This window comes from Martelella limonii, assembly GCF_013344475.1.
Lineage (GTDB): Bacteria > Pseudomonadota > Alphaproteobacteria > Rhizobiales > Rhizobiaceae > Martelella > Martelella limonii.
The window spans coordinates 1-16,441 of the sequence record NZ_JABUOU010000016.1; the positions used below are offsets into that span (position 1 = coordinate 1).

The window sequence follows — 16,441 nt, forward strand, 5'->3', positions numbered from 1 at the left end:
AGTCGAACAGACGCACGAGGCTCCATTCATGGCGACGGGCGTCTGCGACCTCCAGCTCGTTTCTCGAGATATAGAAAGGCGTGCGCTCCCATCCATTCGTCGTTTTCACCTCGATCAGTCGTGGCAAGCCATCGGGCGCGAAACTGGCAATATCATAGCCGGCGCCATCACCGTCCTCCTGGGACACCCAGCGGACCTTCGCCGCCAGGTCTCTCCGCCCCGAGGCCGCAAGATGGGCGCGTTCGTGATGGAAAACGCGCTCTTCGCCGGCTTTGCCAAGCGACCGGTTTCGCTCGTCCCTTCCCGCCACGTCAAACCTGCGCGCGATCGCCTCGATCTGTGACAGCTCGGCCGGAGGCGGCGCATTCCGCATCGTCGGCGGCACGCCGAAGAACAGGGGTGGTGGGGCTTCCGCGAAACCCGGATGCATTTCGGTTGCGCTCGCCGTCTCGAACGACGGGTTCCTGGCAAGCCATCGCGAAACGGCCTCCGCCAGTGCCATCTGAAAATTGAAGCGGGGTTGGTAGCCGCCTATATAGGGAAGCCCGAACCCGATCAGCGCGGCCGAGATGTTGCAGTTCTTGAACTCGATCGAGCCTTTGGACCGGCCAAGGGACTGCTGCAGGCGCCGATTGTTCATCGCCTTATTATAGGCGCGACCCGCCAGCTCATCCTTCAGCATGTCGAAGTAGACGGCGACGATCGCGTCGTTTTCCGGATCGGACCAATGCTCAGCGTTCATGGCGCCAGGCTATGATGGCAAAATTGCTTTGTCACGGGAAACCCGTCAGCCGAGCATCTGCAGCCCATGCTTCTGTACCAGCGACAGGAGCTTGAGCGCCGGCCCGCTTGGCCGTTTGGCGCCGGTTTCCCATTTCTGCACCGTCGACGGGCTCGTGTTGAGATAACGCGCGAAAACCGGTTGGCTGACATGGTTGTGTTCGCGCAGAGCCTTGATCGCGTCAGGCGTCAGTTCCTGCGGGATTACAAGGCAGTCTTCATCGAAGGTCCGCATCGTTTCCTTGTCGATGGTCCCGGCTGCATGCATACCTTCAACCGCACTATGGATCGCCTCGAAGGCGTCGCTCTTGAACCTGCGCTTAGTCGCCATGATCTATCTCCAGCAGGGCGCCGATCCCGAGTTCCGCCTCGAGGTCGGCAGTCGTCTTGCGACGGTAAAGCTCCGCGAGCTTCCGGAAAGCCGCAAGCTCGTCGTCGTCAATGTTCGCCCGGTCCTTCTTGGCGAAGAGATAGGCGAATACGTGAGAACTCACCGGCCTTTGCCAGAACGATGGACCGATGCATGTTTTCGTTGAGCCGCTTCTTGAAGACGCCGCCGCCGAGATCATCGGCCTGACCAACGGCAACCTGATGGATTGCCTTCGACAGAGCCTTGTCGGATATTCGCGCCTTCTTTGCCGCCTTTGAGAACCACGCTGTTTTGAACACTCGCTCTGACATTTATCTATATAGCACTAAGTGCTATATTCCTCAAGGTTGAAAAGACGGCTATGCCGCCTCCCATACCTGATTCAGAATCCGGGCGGCAAGCGCTGCCTTGTCCTGCGGCAGGAAGCGGCCATAGTGCTCTTGAACGACATCCGGGGTATCCTGGATCGCGTAGCTTGCCTGTTCGTAAGACCCGGTCTGCCTGAGGATATGGGTTGCCAGAATGTCGCGAAGATTATGAGGGCCGTGCGGCAGCAGACCCTTGATGGCGCCACGACCGGTATAGGGGTTATAGATCCCATAGCGCTGGATGACCGTGCGCCAGGCTTCGTAGAACGTCGTGGAGCCGTAGGCCGCCTGCTTGCTGGTCGCCCCTTCACCGTTTTGACGAACAGGGTACCGGGATCGTCTGCCGGTCCGAGCAGCACCCCGCGGTGACGATCGATGTAGGCCTCGAGGTATTTGTAGAGATCGAGCAGATCCGGCAGGATCAGGCGGAATGGCTTTTGTCCGAAGAAGGACGAACCGGAATTCTTGAAGGCCACGGACGGTATGAGCACTTCCCATCCACCCTCACGGTCGCTCCAGCGTAGCTCGCCGCATTTCATGTCTTCCAGTCGTCGCTCGGATGTCGGGAACTGGCCGCGCGGGCAGACGCGAAGCTGGCGAATGTTCTTCTGCCGAAGCCCCAGATGCAGACCGAGACGAAGCAGCAGGAATGACCGCACCGCCTCCGCGGCCGCGCGCGGATAGCGGTCTTCGTCCGGCATGCGTTGCAAAATTTCGTCGGTGATCTTGCGATATTCCGACAGTGGACTGTCCGCCTCAAGAACGACCATGATCGGTTCGAAGGGATCGCGATGCACCCGCATCACCCGCTGGATTTCCTTTGAGCGGTAGCCGGCATGTCGGTGGAAAGCATCGCAGGCGCCATGCCAGTTTCGAGAGGCAAACGCGATCTCCTCCGGCGCAATCAAGCCTTCGATCGGGCGAACTTTCTGCAAGAGTTCGGGATGCTGCCGGATCCAGCCCACTTCCGAGCGAGTGAGGGATTGCGCGACCATCAACATGTCTTCTTCCCATTTGGTGTAGAAGCCACGGCGCTGCTCCCGCCACTGCAGATACCAGTCCCAGACGCCGGGGAAGATCAGCAGACCGAATGTCAGCTGGCTGAGCGGGACGCCACGGCCTTTGACAATGCCGGCAGGAGAGGCGGCAAGCGCGCCGAACATCAGACCGAGATGTTCGATCTTCTGCGATGCCGTTTCCTCGCCCCAGACCCCGTTGCGTTGCAACCCGATCGCCGTCAGCGTCGACGTCTTGAATCGAATCAGATCAGCCATCTCCATTGCCAGCCGCGGCGGCGCGTCGACGACACCGGATAGCAAGTCGGGATCCTCAAAAGATTCCGCAGCCGTATTGTTAATGTTCTCCGCCAGGGAATGCTCCCGCGGAGAAAGCGATCCGCCTCCATAGGTGACGCCAGGAAAGCGAATAGCATAACGCTGTTTGCTGGCCTTGGCCTGATAGCGCCGGTAGTCGGTTGTTCCCGAGACGATGACCCGGCGGACCCAATCAACAATCTCCTCCTGCTTGCTGAAGGGAAGACTGCTGAAATCATCAGGAAGGTGCACCGCAATCCGTCTTCGCTCGGCCGGGCTGATATCGCCAAGATCGTGACCATGGAGCGAGCGGTTCTGGTGTGGCAGCTTCGCCTTGAAATATCCTTCCGGCAATCGGTACCGCTTTTCGATGCGGGAGAGAATTCGGAAACTCGCGACCGATCTCGGCACGCGTTTGCCCTCAAACCAGCATAGCATCGTCTTGTGGTCGAATGTTTCATCGAGCCGAACGACGGCGCGATAGAGCTGCCAGTAGCTCTCGCCGAACCGACGCATCTGATAAGCAAGCGCCTCCTGAAAACTTTCGGGATCACGGGCCACATCGAAAAGCGGCTCCGGGAACTCGTGGATCGGCTTCGGCTTGGGGCCTCTTGAAACCCGCGTGCAGTCCGGTCGTGAAAGGCAATCTCCAGTTCGCCGAGGCTTTCGGGTGGAAGAGCTTTTGCCTTTTGACGCATCGTGAGTAGCGTTCCCTTGTCGAGCGCTAGGCTTTGGCTTCTGGCGGTCTTCGGACAGGGAAGGGGCGCCGAGCCACCGAGTGATTGCATCCAATGCAATGCGGAACTGTTTCTTCAAATCAGCGGAAATCTCATCATCAATCCCACAGTCATCTATGACTGTGGTCCAGTCGATGCGCCCGTTCCGCAAGGGTGGTGACTCTCGATAGGTGACGAGGCTGGTGAGATAGGGCTTGATCTTCTCCAGCGTCCGCTTGGACGCGACCGGCGCTATGCGTATCTCGCAGAATTTTGAGATTTTTGGCTGAAAATGACGTGATGAAAGTTCTTGTTTTCGCATGCTCTTATTCCGTTGCAATCGGCACCAATGCCGAGAGGAAACGGAGATAGAAATAAATGATGCACTCAGCAAAGCGAATGTCGACTACGGTGGCATGCCTCTGCTAATGGTAGGGGTCACGAGCCGAGGCTAGAACTCATTTGATTTCTTTAGGAAGTTTTCAAATTTAAATAGATAAATACAAATAAAAGTTTGTACTACATAATATATATTGTGCTTTTCTATTCCGAAATTAGGTAAGGAAATCTAACCCTCGATAAGGGTTACGTATCGAAGGCGACCAAAGCACAACACATATGCAGCATGTGATGAAACCAAACACCCGATACGTTTCAAAAAAAGTTAATAAATCGTTAAGATACAGTGAGAGGAGGGGCGCCTGTGGGACGTGTCGCGCTTGGTAAGCGAGGTAACTGGTAACTGGGGCACATTCGGTGGCAGTGCTCAAGGAGAGAGCAAGCCGATCGGCCCGGAACGCGTCCGGCGTGATCTCGGTTGCTCGCAGTTGCCATTGAGGCTGAGAGGGGAGGGGATTTCAGGCCCGCGCCACGATCAGTGATGCCAGCGGCGGGATTGGATCGGGACTGCCGATCCCCAGGCGGTCGCCGAGATAGTGCCAGAACGAAAGATCCAGTTTCTGACAGGTCTTCATCAGGCCAAGCAACGTGTCACGGGCAACTCTGCCGTCGCGGCTCATTGTGCCGCCGGAGATCTTCCGTTTGATGACGAAGCTGCGCAGGTCGTTTTCCGAGGCATTGGTGTGCAGCGGGATTTCCGGACGTTCCAGCACCCGCAGCAGCTCAGCCTTGCGGCGCGACAGGCGAAATAGGAGTGTTGATTTCCACTGAGAGCTGACCCGGCGGGGGTGCGGACGAAAACTTGGACCACCACGGAGGTAGTTCATGTATTCCTACGCAGACAGACTTCGAGCGGTTGAGCTCTATATCCGGCTGGGCAAGCGACTTAACGCGACCATTCGCCAGCTGGGATATCCCACCAAGAATGCGTTGAGGGGCTGGTATCGAGAGTATGTACAGCATCTCGACTTGCGTCCTCAGCCGGTAGCGCGTGCGCCAAAATTTTCCGAGGCCCAAAAGCATGCTGCCCTTGAGCATTACCGCACCCATGATCGTTGCATCTCTGCGACGATGAGGGCGCTCGGCTATCCCGGTCGAGGAACTCTAACAGCATGGGTTCGTGAGGCGTTTCCGGAAGCGCGGATATCGATGGTTGGTCGATCGTGGCACCCTGGCTATTCCGAGGAGGTCCGGCAAGCGGGGGTCATCAGATTATGCAGTGGAGATGAAAGCGCTCAACAGGTAGCTGACCGACTGGGCGTCTCAAGGCCGACATTGTACAACTGGAAAGATCAGCTACTCGGTCACGAGGCTCCCTCATCCATGAAACGCCGCAAATCCAACCCCAAGGTGCCTGAACGTGAAGAGCTCGAGCGACAGCTTGAAGCCCTCCAGCGTGATGTCCGCCAGTTACAACTCGAGCATGATCTCCTGAAGAAGGCCAACGAACTCCTAAAAAAAGACCTGGGCGTCGATCTGCAGATCCTGAGTAATCGGGAGAAGGCACAACTGATTGACGCCCTTAAGGAAGTTTATCGCTTGCCAGAACTGCTTGCCCAGCTTCGGATTGCCCGCAGTTCCTATTTCTACCATCGCGCCCGCATGTGTCTGGCAGACAAGTATGCCGCCGTCCGCCACAGCCTAGCGGAGATCTTTGAAGCGAACCGTCGTTGCTACGGTTATCGACGACTGCAGGCATCGCTGGCCAGACAAAACGTGATAATCTCGGAAAAGGTTGTTCAGCGATTGATTAAGCAGGAGAAGTTGGTCGTTGCCAGGCCGCGTCGACGGCGGTTTGGATCCTATCTGGGAGAGATCAGTCCAGCGCCCGAGAACCTGATCAATCGCGACTTCCATGCAGAAGCGCCGAACGTGAAGTGGCTGACAGACATCACCGAGTTCCAGATCCCAGCAGGCAAGGTGTACCTTTCGCCCATCATCGACTGCTTTGACGGCATGGTCATCAGCTGGTCCATCGGAACCCAACCAGATGCGGGGCTGGTCAACACCATGCTGGATGCAGCCATCGGAACCGTCGCCAACGGCGAGGAACGGCCAATCATCCATTCTGATCGCGGAGCCCATTATCGATGGCCCGGCTGGTTAACCCGTATCAGCGAAGCAAGACTGGTTCGCTCGATGTCCCGAAAGGGTTGCTCGCAAGACAACGCCGCGTGCGAAGGGTTCTTCGGTCGGTTGAAAACCGAGCTCTTCTATCCGCGAGACTGGAAGGCCATCACGATTGAGCAGTTCGTGGCAGAGGTGGACGCCTACATCCGATGGTACAATGAAACGCGCATCAAAATATCACTGGGATCACTCAGTCCGGTCGAATATCGTAAGAGCCTCGGCCTGAGCATTTAAAACAGTCCAAGTTTTTATCCGCACCCCCTATCTGGCTGCGCCGGGTCAGCTCTCAGTGGAAATCAACAAAGAGTCGACGATTTGGATAGTCGTGCTTGCGATTGCATATAACAAATGTGCTCTCGGTTATTTAATATTTGCATAAGCTGAAACGCTCTTGACTGATAAAGTTCACGGTCGGAGGCAAGTAGGAGGAGGTGACTTTCGGCGGACGCAAGAGCGCATTGCTTCAATGCAGCGAAGGAGCGAGACGGCAGTCGGGGACATCGTCAACTTAATGGCAACGAGGGCAGACACTGGCGGCGGCCGATTTCGCCGATCATGCTCGGGCGATTTTCGCCCACAGGTTCATCGCCGCTGAACGCAATTCGCGAAAATGGTTGGAAGGGATATCCTTGAAGCGCTTCATGATCCTCTCTCGTCGCCGGACTGGCTGGTGATAATTCTCCGCCCGATTATTCAACCCTTTGTGGCAGCGATGCTCGACACCCGTCATCGATCAACCGGGCGGCTTTGAACGAGAACCTCCAAGACGAAACCGTCCAGATCAACTGCGCGCCACAGCCAATGTTTCTTGCCCCGGATTGCAACAACGGCTTCATCGAGATGCCTCTTGTCCCCAAGCCGACCGGCTGATCGATGACGGATGTCGTTGGCAAAGGTGCGGCCGAATTTCTCCGCCCATAGCCTGACGGTCTGATGCGAGACAGTGATCCCACGGGCAGCCAGCAAGTCCTCGACCATTCGCAGGCTCAGAGGGAAACGGAAATAGAGCCACACAGCGTGAGCAATGACGTCAGCGGGAAAGCGGTGTCGACGATAAAGGGGATCCCGGTCTGTCATGGCCCGTCATTCGCACATCAAGTTCCACAATTCGTTAAGTTGACGATGCCGTCTCAGATCATTCAACGACGGACAAGCTACTTTGCAAACACCTTGCCATCGAACAGCTTGCGGGCGGTGCGCACGTTGCCCGCGCCGCGGATCGTGCCGTCTTCGGCAATGTCGAGGAAGACCTCCATGTCGCCGGTCGGATGTTCGACGCGGTAGCGCCCGTCGGCAGGCGGCTGCCACAACTCGGCCGCCGGGCTTCCGGCGATCCGCGTCGCTGTCGCCACGGTGATGGCGGCGAAGACGCCGACCGAGGCATGTACCCGGTGGGGGATGAAGCTGCGCGTGGCAATCGCGCCGCCCTGGTCCGGCGCGGACACCAGCGTCATCTTCGGCACCGATGCCTTCTCGACATCGCCAAGGTTCATCATTGGTCCGGCCTTCAGGCGGATGGCCTCGATCCGGTCCTTGATGTCGGTCATGGCTTCAAGGTCTTCGCGGGCCTCCTTGCCGGTCAGGCCGAAATCGGCGGCCCGCATGATCACGCATGGCATGCCGTTGTCGATCAGCGTGCAGTCGACGCCGTCGATCACGTCGACAGCATTGCCGGTCGGCAGCTGAGAACCGCACATGGAGCCGGCGATATTGAGGAAGAGCAGGGGGACGGCTGCATGGGTGCCGGGCACGCCGGCAATCTCGGTGCTGCCGGCATAACTCACCTTGCCGCCGGGCGTCTGGATGCGGGCGAGCGCGATCTCGCCGCTGTTGACCATGTGGATGCGCACCTGGGTTTCATCGCCGGTCGCGGCGACAAGTCCGCGCTCGATCGCGGCCGGGCCGACACCTGCCAGGATGTTGCCGCAGCCCTGCGCATCGCTGACGAGCGCCTGGTCAACGAAGACCTGCAGGAACAGGTAGTCGACATCCGCGTCGTCGCGGCTTGGCGGTGACAGGACGGCGACCTTCGAGGTGAGCGGATCGGCGCCGCCGATGCCGTCGATCTGCCGGGCATCGGGCGAGCCCATGATCTTCAGAAGAAGGTTGTTTCGCACCTCTGGATCGTATGGCAGGTCCCGGGCGAGGAAATAGGCGCCCTTGGAAGTGCCGCCGCGCATCCACAGGCAGGGAATGCCGTCCTCAGACATATTTCAGGCCCTTCTCGGCGAGCCGCGGGCGCATGTCGTAGATATCGAGTCCGAGGTCGCCGGCCGCCAGCCGCTTGCGCTTGGCTTCTTCGGCTGCAAGGCGTTTCTCGGCGGCGGCGAGCACGTCGCCGGCCTCGTTGCGCCGGACGACGCAGACGCCGTCATCGTCGGCAACGATGATGTCGCCGGCTTCGATCTGGGCGCCGGCGCAGATGACCGGGACGTTGACCGAACCGAGCGTCTCCTTGACCGTGCCCTGCGCCGAGATCGCCTTCGACCAGACGGGAAAGCCCATCGCGGTCAGGTCGCGGATGTCGCGAACGCCGGCGTCGATAACGAGGCCACGGCAGCCGCGCGCCATGGCGGATGTCGCCAGGAGGTCGCCGAAATAGCCGTTGTCGCACGGTGAGGTCGGCGCCAGCAGGAGAATATCGCCCGGCTTCAACTGTTCGATCGCCACATGCAGCATCCAGTTGTCGCCTGGAGGGGCGGAGATGGTGACGGCCGAACCGGCGATCTGCGCGCCGGCATAGATCGGCCGCATATAACTCGACAGCATGCCCTTGCGGCCCTGGGCCTCGTGGACGGTGGCGACGCCTGCTGCCGCCAGCCGATCGATGATCGCCTGATCGGCGCGCGCGATGTTCTGAACGACGACGGCCATGTCAGTGTCCCTTCGCTTCAACCGGCGGCGTGCCGTGCGTGTGGAATGTCTCGATGGTCTTCAGGCCCCAGGCCTGGCCCTTCTTGCGGTCCTTCTCGGTCCAGACGACTGGCTGCCAGTCGGGAGCGAGAATGAGGCGCGCGCCGGAATTGGCAAGCTCGACGCGATTGCCCGCCGGCTCCCAGACGTAGAGGAAGAACGTGCCCTGAACGGCATGCTTGTGCGGACCCGTTTCGATGTGAACGCCGTTCTGCAGGAAGATGTCGGCGGCGCGCAGGATGTCCTCGCGCTGGTCGGTCGCATAGGTCACGTGGTGCAGCCGGCCCTGAGCGCCGCCATGCTCCTCGGTGCAGGCGAGATCATAAGTCTTGTTGTTGATCGTGAACCAGCAACCGCCAAGCCTGCCGTTGTCGAGCTGGATCAATTCGGTCACCCGGCTGCCAAGACAGGTTTCCATGAAGGTACGGAATTCCGTGACATTCTCGGACAGAAGATTGAGGTGGTCGATCCGGCGCGGCGCAGCTCCGGTGAAGGCGGAGGCGGTGTTCTTCAGCGCGGCCTTCTCGGCGTCTTCCTGTGCCTCGTACCAGACGGTGTCCCAGTAGATCTCGAAGACATGGCCGAATGGATCCTCGAAACGGAAGGCCTTGCCATGGCCACGGTCGCCGTCGACCCAGCCGATCACCTTGTACTTGCTTTCCTCGATCGCCTTGACCCGGCGCATGAGGGCGGCCTCAGACGAGGCACGATAGGCGATATGGCCGACGCCGGTGGTGTGGTGGCGTGTCAGCTTCAGCGAGTGGAACTCGTAGTCGTCCCAGGCGCGCAGATAGGCGGAGGTCTCGTCCATTCCGGACAGCTTCAGTCCGTAGATGCGCGTGAAGAAATCGAGACTGTCCTCGAAGCGGTCGGTGTACATCTCGACATGCGCGAGATGGGCAAGATCAAAGCAGGGTTCCGTCATTTCAATCCTCCCGAAGGTCCGCTCAGAGTTCGTCGACCGTACGCGGGAAGATGGACTGGAAGCCCTCGGCATACTTGCAGTCGCGCCCGCCCGACTGGCCGCCCGAATTGCGCTTGAAGTGGTTGGCGCGATTGATGGCGACGCGGGTATAATATTCCCACAGATGCTCCTGGCCTTCCATGCATTCGATCGCGGCCCGCTTCTTCTCCCAGACCGGGGTGATGTCGAGGAAGGTGTCCGGCTTCCATTCCATCTGCTCGGTCTGGTGCGGTTCGAACAGGTAGAGCTGCGGCGCGCCGAGCACCTTTTCCCCCGGATTGTGGCCCCAGGCCTGGGCGATCATCCGGCACTCCAGTGCCACCTGCGTGGCGTACATGTGGTCGGTGTTGTAGGGGTCGTATTGCGAATGCGACAGCATGAAGGAAGGCTGCACCTTGCGGATCACGTCGACAAGCTTGTTCTTGTCGTCGCGAGAAAGCTCCAGCGGATAGTCGCCGAGGTCGAGGCAGACGAGATCGTGGACGCCGAGCGCTTCCGCGGCCTTTTCCGTTTCCGCGCGCCGTGCCTGCTTGACGACATCCAGCGTCATGCCCGGCTGCTTCCAGAGTTTGGCGGATTCACCGCGCTCCCCGAACGACAGGCAGGCGACCGTCACCTCATAACCCATGGACGCGTGAAGGGCGATGGCGCCGCCGCAGCGCCAGACGAAATCCGCGGCATGGGCAGAAATCACGAGGGCGGTTTTCTTGGCGGACATGTATTCTCTCCTTGGGTTTCGTTGCCTGAGACATTCCATGCCGCCCCCTGTCCAGACAATTCGAAAGCCTGTGCTCCTGCATAAGTTCATGCTATGACGACTGGCAAAGCCGGATGCCGTTTGGCACTCTGCGGGCATGGTTGGAGATCGACATGAAAAGCAATTCCGGCAGGATTGAACAGCTCGCATTCATCGGTTTTGGTGAGGCCGCCATGGCGTTCGTCAGCGGTTGGGGAGAGCGGCGTCCCCTGAAGATCAACGCCTTCGATATCGATGCTGGCGCTGCGATGAAGGCGCGTTATGCGTCTCATGACGTTTGCGGCTTCGACACGCGTCAGCAGGCGCTGGCCGGCGTCGACGCCGTCTTCAGCGTCGTGACCGCCGATCAGGCGCTGGCCGCCGCGAGCGCGGCTGCCGACGGTATCGCTGCCGGCAGTTTCTGGTTCGATTGCAATTCCTGCGCGCCGGGCACGAAGCGCCGCGCGGCCGAGATCATCGAGAAGGCCGGCGGTCGCTATGTCGACGTGGCGGTCATGGCACCCGTTCACCCCAAGCGTCATCACGTGCCGATGCTGGTCTCTGGTCCGCATGCGGAAGAGGCGGTCGCCGCGCTGAAATCGCTCGACATGCGCCCGGAGATTGCCGGAAGCGAAGTGGGGCAGGCGTCCTCGATCAAGATGATCCGTTCGGTGATGGTCAAAGGCATCGAAGCGCTGACGGCGGAATGTTTCCTGGCCGCAAAGCGGGCCGGCGTCGAAGACAGCGTCATCGGCTCGCTCGAGGCCTCCGATCCGGCACTCGAATGGCGTCGCCGTGGCGCCTATAACCTCGAGCGGATGATGGTGCACGGCCTGCGGCGCGCAGCGGAAATGCGGGAGGTGACACTGACGATCCAGGAACTCGGCCTTTCCGGTGGCATGAGTGCGGCGACGGCAGAATGGCAGGATGAGATCGGCGGGCTGCACGCAGATCCGGGACCCGCCGACCTCGGCGCCCGCCTCCAGACAGTGCTGGACCGCATGTGATTTCGCGCAATCTCCGCCATCTTCGTCTCTATCTGTGGGTCGCCAGCACCGGTTCGCTGACCCAGTCCGCGGAGGCCTGCCATGTATCGCAGCCCGCAGTCACGCAGGCGATCGGCAAGCTGGAGAGCGAGGCCGGCGGTCCGCTCTTCGACCGCACCCGGCAGGGGTTTTTCGTCACGCCGCGCGGAGAGGTGCTGGCCAACCGGGTGCGGCGCGCCTTCGCGCTCCTCGATCCGGCACTCTCCGATATCTCGCCCCGGCTGCGACTGACCGCCACCACGGCGCAGCTGCAGGGGCTGGTCGCGGTACACGAGACCGAGAATTTCACGCTCGCCGCCCGCAGGCTGGGTCTCGCACAGCCCACCGTCCATCGGGCGATCTCGCAACTCGAGCAGGAGGCCGGCCGCAACCTGTTCGAGCGGACTGCGTTCGGCCTGATTGCCGGACGCGCGACACGCACGCTCGTCCAGGCGGTCATGCTCGCCTTTCGCGAACTCGACCAGCTGGAATCGGACCTCGCCGAACTCGACGGCGGGGAAGCAGGCCGCATCGTCATCGGCGCGTTGCCGCTGTCGCGCTCCGTGCTGTTGCCGCGCACGCTGGTCCGCTTCCGCCAACAGCGTCCCCATCATGCGGTGCTGATCATGGACGGGCTCTATGACGAATTGCTGGGCGGGCTGAGGCGCGGCGAAATCGACATGATCGTCGGGGCGCTGCGGGTGCCGGCGCCGATCGGCGACATCGTCCAGGAGCCGTTGTTTTCCGACAAGCTCACGGTGCTGGCCGGCAATCACCATCCGCTGGCCGGCCGCGATGATGTGAGCCTCGCGGAACTGAAGCAATGCGCCTGGGTGGTCCCCCGCCAGGGAACGCCCGCCCGCGACCAGTTCGACGCCTTCTTCGCCGGCGTCGGTCAGCCGGAAAGCATCATCGAGGCCGGCTCGATCCTGTTCATGCGGGAAGTTCTCGACAACAGCGAACATCTCGGCTGCATCTCCAGCGCGCAGGCTCGTGCGGAAATTTCCAAGGGGCTGGTCACGGAAGTCAAGGTCAAGGCCGACTGGCAGGCCCGGCAGATCGGGCTGACCTATCGCGCCAGCTGGGCGCCGACCAAGGCGCAGGAGCTGCTCCTGTCGTTGCTGCGCGAAAGCGTGGAAGACGAAACGCTATAGCCTCAACTAATCCAGGGTCTCCGCCTTTGAATTGGCTAGCAGGGCCATTTTTCCAATAGTCTGAAGTCAAGAGGACGATTGCGCTTTGTGCGCAATTTGAATGGGAGGTCGAATGACAACGGCAATTTTGAACCTGCTGACAGAGGCATGGATCTGCTGCCTTGCTGAAGGCCCGAGCGGGCCGTTCGATCGGGGGCGTCGCAGGGGCGGCACTGCGGGAGCCTTGCAAATCGATGCGTGACACCATTGATATCTGGTCGGCCCGGTTCGAGAGGGCAACCTTCTATCTGGCCCTGGTCGGTGCCATCTGCCTGCTGGCGATCGTCGCCATCGTCACGGTGGGCGTCGTCATGCGCTACGTCCTGGGCATTCCGATCCTCGGCGTCAACGAATTCGTGCAACTGACCGCCGTCGCCCTGATCATGGCATCGCTTCCTTACTGCACAGCGAAGCGCGACCATGTCGCCGTCGATGTCTTCGAGCGCATTCTCGGCCGCTGGGGCCGGTTCATCGGCGACATCGTCGCCTACTGCCTCTCGGGCTTCGTCATGGCCATCCTGGCGCAGCGCGCGGTTCTCAAGGCGCTCGACGCCCTGGAGTGGGGCGATGCCACCAACATGCTGCGCATGCCGATCTGGCCGTTCTACGCGATCCTCGCTGCCGGGGCCGCGCTGTGCGTGCTCACCTTTGCCGTGCAGCTCGTGGTCCTTCTTGTGAAGGGGGCAAAGTGATGACGCCTTTCGTCGCCGGCTTCGTGGGCATCGCCTGCCTGTTTGCCCTTCTCATCGTGCGTGTCCCCGTTGCCTTCTCCATGCTGATCGTCGGTTTCGGCGGCTACTGGGTTCTGGAAGGGTCGCGCAGCGCCGGCGGTGTCTTGCTGACGGAAAGCTACTCGGCCATATCCAACTACAATCTCATCGTCGTGCCGATGTTCGTCCTGCTTGGCAACGTTTCGTCCGCGGCAGGCTTCAGTCGCGGCCTATACGATGCGGCCTTTGCCTGGGTCGGCCGGTTCCGGGGCGGGCTGGCGTCCGCGTCGGTGCTGGGCTGCGCCGTCTTTGCCGCCGTTTCCGGCTCTTCCGTCGCCACTGCCGTGACACTCGGCAAGGTGGCGCTGCCGGAAATGCGCCGGCTGGGCTACGCCCCCGGTCTGTCCACCGGCGCGATCGCGGCGGGCGGTACGCTCGGCTTTCTTATACCGCCTTCGACCGGATTCGTTCTCTACGCCATCCTCACCGAGGAATCGATCGGCCGCCTGTTCATGGCCGGCGTGGTACCCGGGCTGCTGCTGACGGCGCTGTTCATGGCGGTGGTCTGGCTGATCTCGTATTTCGATCCGAAGGCGGGCCCGCGCGGCGAACCCGTCGCGCTGGCCGACCGCTTCCGGATCCTCGGGCAGGCTGCGCCGCTTCTTCTCGTCATCGTGCTCTCCATCGGCGGCATCTATGTGGGCATCTTCACACCCGTCGAAGCCTCCGGTGTCGGCGCGGCGCTGGTCATCCTGCTCGCCGTCATCAAGCGGCGCCTGTCCTTGAAGGATTTCCGCGATGCGGTGATGAGCACGCTCAGCACCTCGGCCATGCTCTATGCCATCGTGATCGGCGCCAATGTCCTCAATCCGTTCTTTGCGGTCACCCGCATCCCGGCAACGCTTGGCGAGGGTCTCGGTGCGCTGGGTCTCGGCGCATATGGCACGCTCTTCGTCATCATCATCGCCTACATCGTGCTCGGCATGTTCATGGACGGGCTGTCCATGCTCGTCATCACGATCCCGATCGTCTTTCCGGTGATCACGGCGCTCGGCTTCGATCCGGTCTGGTTCGGCGTCGTCGCGGTGATCGTCATCGAAATGGGCATGATCACGCCGCCCGTCGGGCTCAACGTCTTCGTTGTCCGCGCCGTCGCCGGGGACGTGCCGTTGACGACCATCTTCCGCGGCGTCGCGCCGTTCCTTCTCGCTATGATCGTCGGCCTGCTGCTGATCATCGCGATACCCGGGATCGCGCTGTTCCTGCCCAACACGATGTTCGGGTGAGCGGCATGTCAGGCGGTTCACTCATATCTTCGCATGCCGACCGGACGGAGACGCCAGGTCAACGGCCAGACCCCGCAGTGCCGGTCTGGCAGCGTTCAATCATCCAAAAACGGAGGAATACGGGATGAAACTGAAGACACTTACGGCTGCCCTTGCAGCGACGTTCACGCTGGCTGCATCCTTTGCATCCGCCGAAGATCTCAAGCTGGCCGACTTCCAGCCGCCGACCCATTTCGTGGTCGATTCCACCTACAAGCCCTTTGCCGCGACCATCGCCGACAAGACCGGCGGCGCGGTCACGGTCACGCTCTACATGGGCGGAGAGATCGGTCCGGGTCCGGCCGAGCAGTATAACCGGGCGCTGGAAGGCGTCACCGACATCGCCTTCGGCCTGCCGGGCTACACGGCTGCGAATTTCCCGAAAACGCTCCTGGCCGAACTGCCGGGCGTGATCACCGCCGAAAACGGCACGGAGCGCATGCTCGCGAATATCGACAAGCTGTCGGACGAGTACAAGCGAGTGGTCCTGCTCGGTTTGTGGAACAACGCCCCGAACCTGTTGTTCACGGGCGAGAAGCCAATCCGCAGCATGGATGACCTGAAGGGGCTGAAGATCCGTGTGCCGTCGCGCAATGCCGGTCTTGTCGTCGAGGCCTGGGGTGCGACGCCGGTCTCGATGCCGGCGCCGGAAATCTACAACGCGATGCAGACCGGCGTCATCGACGGCGCGATGATCGATGCGACGACGCTCAAGGCGTTCAAGCTCGCCGAAGTCACGAAATACATCACGCAGGGCATGGACACCACAATGTCCGACTTCTTCCTGATCATGAACCGTGACAGCTTCGGTGACCTCACCGAAGACCAGCAGAAGATCGTGCTGGATGCCGGCCGGACGGCTGCCGTCAACGGCAACAAGGCATGGCTCTCTGTTGCCGACAAGGCGCTGGCGGACTTCGCAGGCACCGATGGCAAGGAAGTGATCACGCTGGCGCCGGAAGAGGCCGCCAAGTTCAACGCCGCAAGCAGCGCGGCCGTCGACAAGATCATTGCCGATGCCGATGCGCAGGGACTGGAGGCGAGCGCCTTCGTCAACGCCCTGAAGGGAAATTGATCAAGGCCTCAGCGACTGGCATTTGCTAGACGGCCCATCCGGTTCTGCGGGTGGGCCATTGTCTTTTGGTCCGGCGTCAGCCTTCGTCCGCTGGGATGGCGGAACAAAGCAGCTTATGCCGCAAATAATCGGGCGGAGAATTCTCACCAGCCGGTCTGGCGCCGAGAGCGGGTCAAGAAGCGCTTCGTTGGGGGAGTTGCGGAAACGAAGCGCTGTGGGGTTCCACCCAGACCCTGATCCTTGCCCGCTCAAGCGGTCAGCCACTCTCGATTCTTGATGACGCCGTGGCGCGCAACACCGCCGAGGGCTGGCGCGCCTATCGCGGCATGGGCAAACGCCACTTCGACTACCTTAAGTCCGTGCTCGACCGAGAGGAGCCGGAATGGCACATGTGAACTTTGCAATCTTGCCCTTCGCTGGTTGG

General features: G+C 60.8%; 12 protein-coding genes and 4 pseudogenes. 6 read left to right on the forward strand and 10 right to left on the reverse strand.

Features of this window, described 5'->3' with window-relative positions; translation table 11 throughout:
- The 5 genes and pseudogenes from HPQ62_RS20315 to HPQ62_RS20335 all read right to left on the reverse strand — a co-directional run.
- Positions 1-742, reverse strand: a 742-nt coding sequence (locus HPQ62_RS20315) for a protein NO VEIN domain-containing protein (RefSeq protein WP_174804432.1), incomplete at its 3' end; no start/stop codon positions are given.
- Positions 743-787: 45 nt separating this feature from the next.
- Positions 788-1,111 (reverse strand): helix-turn-helix domain-containing protein, encoded by a 324-nt coding sequence (locus tag HPQ62_RS20320; protein ID WP_174802808.1) that lies wholly within the window; start codon positions 1,109-1,111, stop codon positions 788-790.
- A pseudogene (locus tag HPQ62_RS21250) lies at positions 1,101-1,461 on the reverse strand (type II toxin-antitoxin system RelE/ParE family toxin). Before HPQ62_RS21250 ends, HPQ62_RS20320 begins: the two are co-directional and overlap by 11 nt.
- A gap of 48 nt (positions 1,462-1,509) precedes the next feature.
- A pseudogene (locus HPQ62_RS20330) lies at positions 1,510-3,869 on the reverse strand (hypothetical protein).
- 535 nt (positions 3,870-4,404) lie between these two features.
- Positions 4,405-4,701, reverse strand: a pseudogene (locus tag HPQ62_RS20335) (IS66 family transposase); the annotation flags it as partial.
- A gap of 70 nt (positions 4,702-4,771) precedes the next feature.
- On the opposite strand from HPQ62_RS20335, the gene HPQ62_RS20340 reads away from it, so the two are divergent.
- Complete coding sequence (locus tag HPQ62_RS20340; RefSeq protein ID WP_174804433.1) at positions 4,772-6,310, forward strand: IS3 family transposase; 1,539 nt, start codon at positions 4,772-4,774, stop codon at positions 6,308-6,310.
- A gap of 394 nt (positions 6,311-6,704) precedes the next feature.
- On the opposite strand, the pseudogene HPQ62_RS20345 reads toward HPQ62_RS20340, so the two are convergent.
- The 5 genes and pseudogenes from HPQ62_RS20345 to HPQ62_RS20365 form a co-directional block, all read right to left on the reverse strand.
- A pseudogene (locus tag HPQ62_RS20345) lies at positions 6,705-7,153 on the reverse strand (IS6 family transposase); the annotation flags it as partial.
- A gap of 77 nt (positions 7,154-7,230) precedes the next feature.
- Complete coding sequence (locus HPQ62_RS20350; RefSeq protein ID WP_174804434.1) at positions 7,231-8,286, reverse strand: 4-oxalomesaconate tautomerase; 1,056 nt, start codon at positions 8,284-8,286, stop codon at positions 7,231-7,233.
- Positions 8,279-8,950 carry a 4-carboxy-4-hydroxy-2-oxoadipate aldolase/oxaloacetate decarboxylase gene (locus HPQ62_RS20355; protein ID WP_174804435.1) on the reverse strand — a complete coding sequence of 224 codons (672 nt, stop codon included), beginning with the start codon at positions 8,948-8,950 and terminating at the stop codon, positions 8,279-8,281. The genes HPQ62_RS20350 and HPQ62_RS20355 overlap by 8 nt, the downstream gene beginning before the upstream one ends.
- 1 nt (position 8,951) lies before the next feature.
- Complete coding sequence (locus HPQ62_RS20360) at positions 8,952-9,914, reverse strand: VOC family protein (RefSeq protein WP_174804436.1); 963 nt, start codon at positions 9,912-9,914, stop codon at positions 8,952-8,954.
- Positions 9,915-9,936: 22 nt separating this feature from the next.
- Positions 9,937-10,671 carry a PIG-L deacetylase family protein gene (locus HPQ62_RS20365; protein WP_174804437.1) on the reverse strand — a complete coding sequence of 245 codons (735 nt, stop codon included), beginning with the start codon at positions 10,669-10,671 and terminating at the stop codon, positions 9,937-9,939.
- Between the two features lie 152 nt (positions 10,672-10,823).
- Here HPQ62_RS20365 and HPQ62_RS20370 point away from each other — a divergent pair, with 152 nt between their 5' ends.
- The 5 genes from HPQ62_RS20370 (at position 10,824) to HPQ62_RS20390 (ending at position 16,017) form a co-directional block, all read left to right on the forward strand.
- Positions 10,824-11,696, forward strand: a complete 873-nt coding sequence (locus tag HPQ62_RS20370; protein ID WP_174804438.1) for an NAD(P)-dependent oxidoreductase — start codon at positions 10,824-10,826, stop codon at positions 11,694-11,696.
- A complete protein-coding gene (locus HPQ62_RS20375; protein WP_174804439.1) occupies positions 11,693-12,868 on the forward strand; it encodes a LysR family transcriptional regulator in 1,176 nt (391 codons plus the stop codon). The genes HPQ62_RS20370 and HPQ62_RS20375 overlap by 4 nt, the downstream gene beginning before the upstream one ends.
- 233 nt (positions 12,869-13,101) lie before the next feature.
- Positions 13,102-13,599: a TRAP transporter small permease gene (locus HPQ62_RS20380; protein WP_174804440.1), complete on the forward strand. Its 498-nt coding sequence runs from the start codon at positions 13,102-13,104 to the stop codon at positions 13,597-13,599.
- Complete coding sequence (locus HPQ62_RS20385; RefSeq protein ID WP_174804441.1) at positions 13,599-14,903, forward strand: TRAP transporter large permease; 1,305 nt, start codon at positions 13,599-13,601, stop codon at positions 14,901-14,903. Before HPQ62_RS20380 ends, HPQ62_RS20385 begins: the two co-directional genes overlap by 1 nt.
- Before the next feature lie 124 nt (positions 14,904-15,027).
- A complete protein-coding gene (locus HPQ62_RS20390; RefSeq protein WP_174804442.1) occupies positions 15,028-16,017 on the forward strand; it encodes a TRAP transporter substrate-binding protein in 990 nt (329 codons plus the stop codon).
- Positions 16,018-16,441: the final 424 nt, after the last annotated feature.

Coding starts and splice junctions, on each gene's coding strand:
- HPQ62_RS20370 (WP_174804438.1), top strand. CDS start 10,824: ATGAAAAGCAATTCCGGCAGGATTGAACAGCTCGCATTCATCGGTTTT.
- HPQ62_RS20320 (WP_174802808.1), bottom strand. CDS start 1,111: ATGGCGACTAAGCGCAGGTTCAAGAGCGACGCCTTCGAGGCGATCCAT.
- HPQ62_RS20350 (WP_174804434.1), bottom strand. CDS start 8,286: ATGTCTGAGGACGGCATTCCCTGCCTGTGGATGCGCGGCGGCACTTCC.
- HPQ62_RS20365 (WP_174804437.1), bottom strand. CDS start 10,671: ATGTCCGCCAAGAAAACCGCCCTCGTGATTTCTGCCCATGCCGCGGAT.
- HPQ62_RS20355 (WP_174804435.1), bottom strand. CDS start 8,950: ATGGCCGTCGTCGTTCAGAACATCGCGCGCGCCGATCAGGCGATCATC.
- HPQ62_RS20340 (WP_174804433.1), top strand. CDS start 4,772: ATGTATTCCTACGCAGACAGACTTCGAGCGGTTGAGCTCTATATCCGG.
- HPQ62_RS20385 (WP_174804441.1), top strand. CDS start 13,599: ATGACGCCTTTCGTCGCCGGCTTCGTGGGCATCGCCTGCCTGTTTGCC.
- HPQ62_RS20360 (WP_174804436.1), bottom strand. CDS start 9,914: ATGACGGAACCCTGCTTTGATCTTGCCCATCTCGCGCATGTCGAGATG.
- HPQ62_RS20390 (WP_174804442.1), top strand. CDS start 15,028: ATGAAACTGAAGACACTTACGGCTGCCCTTGCAGCGACGTTCACGCTG.
- HPQ62_RS20380 (WP_174804440.1), top strand. CDS start 13,102: ATGCGTGACACCATTGATATCTGGTCGGCCCGGTTCGAGAGGGCAACC.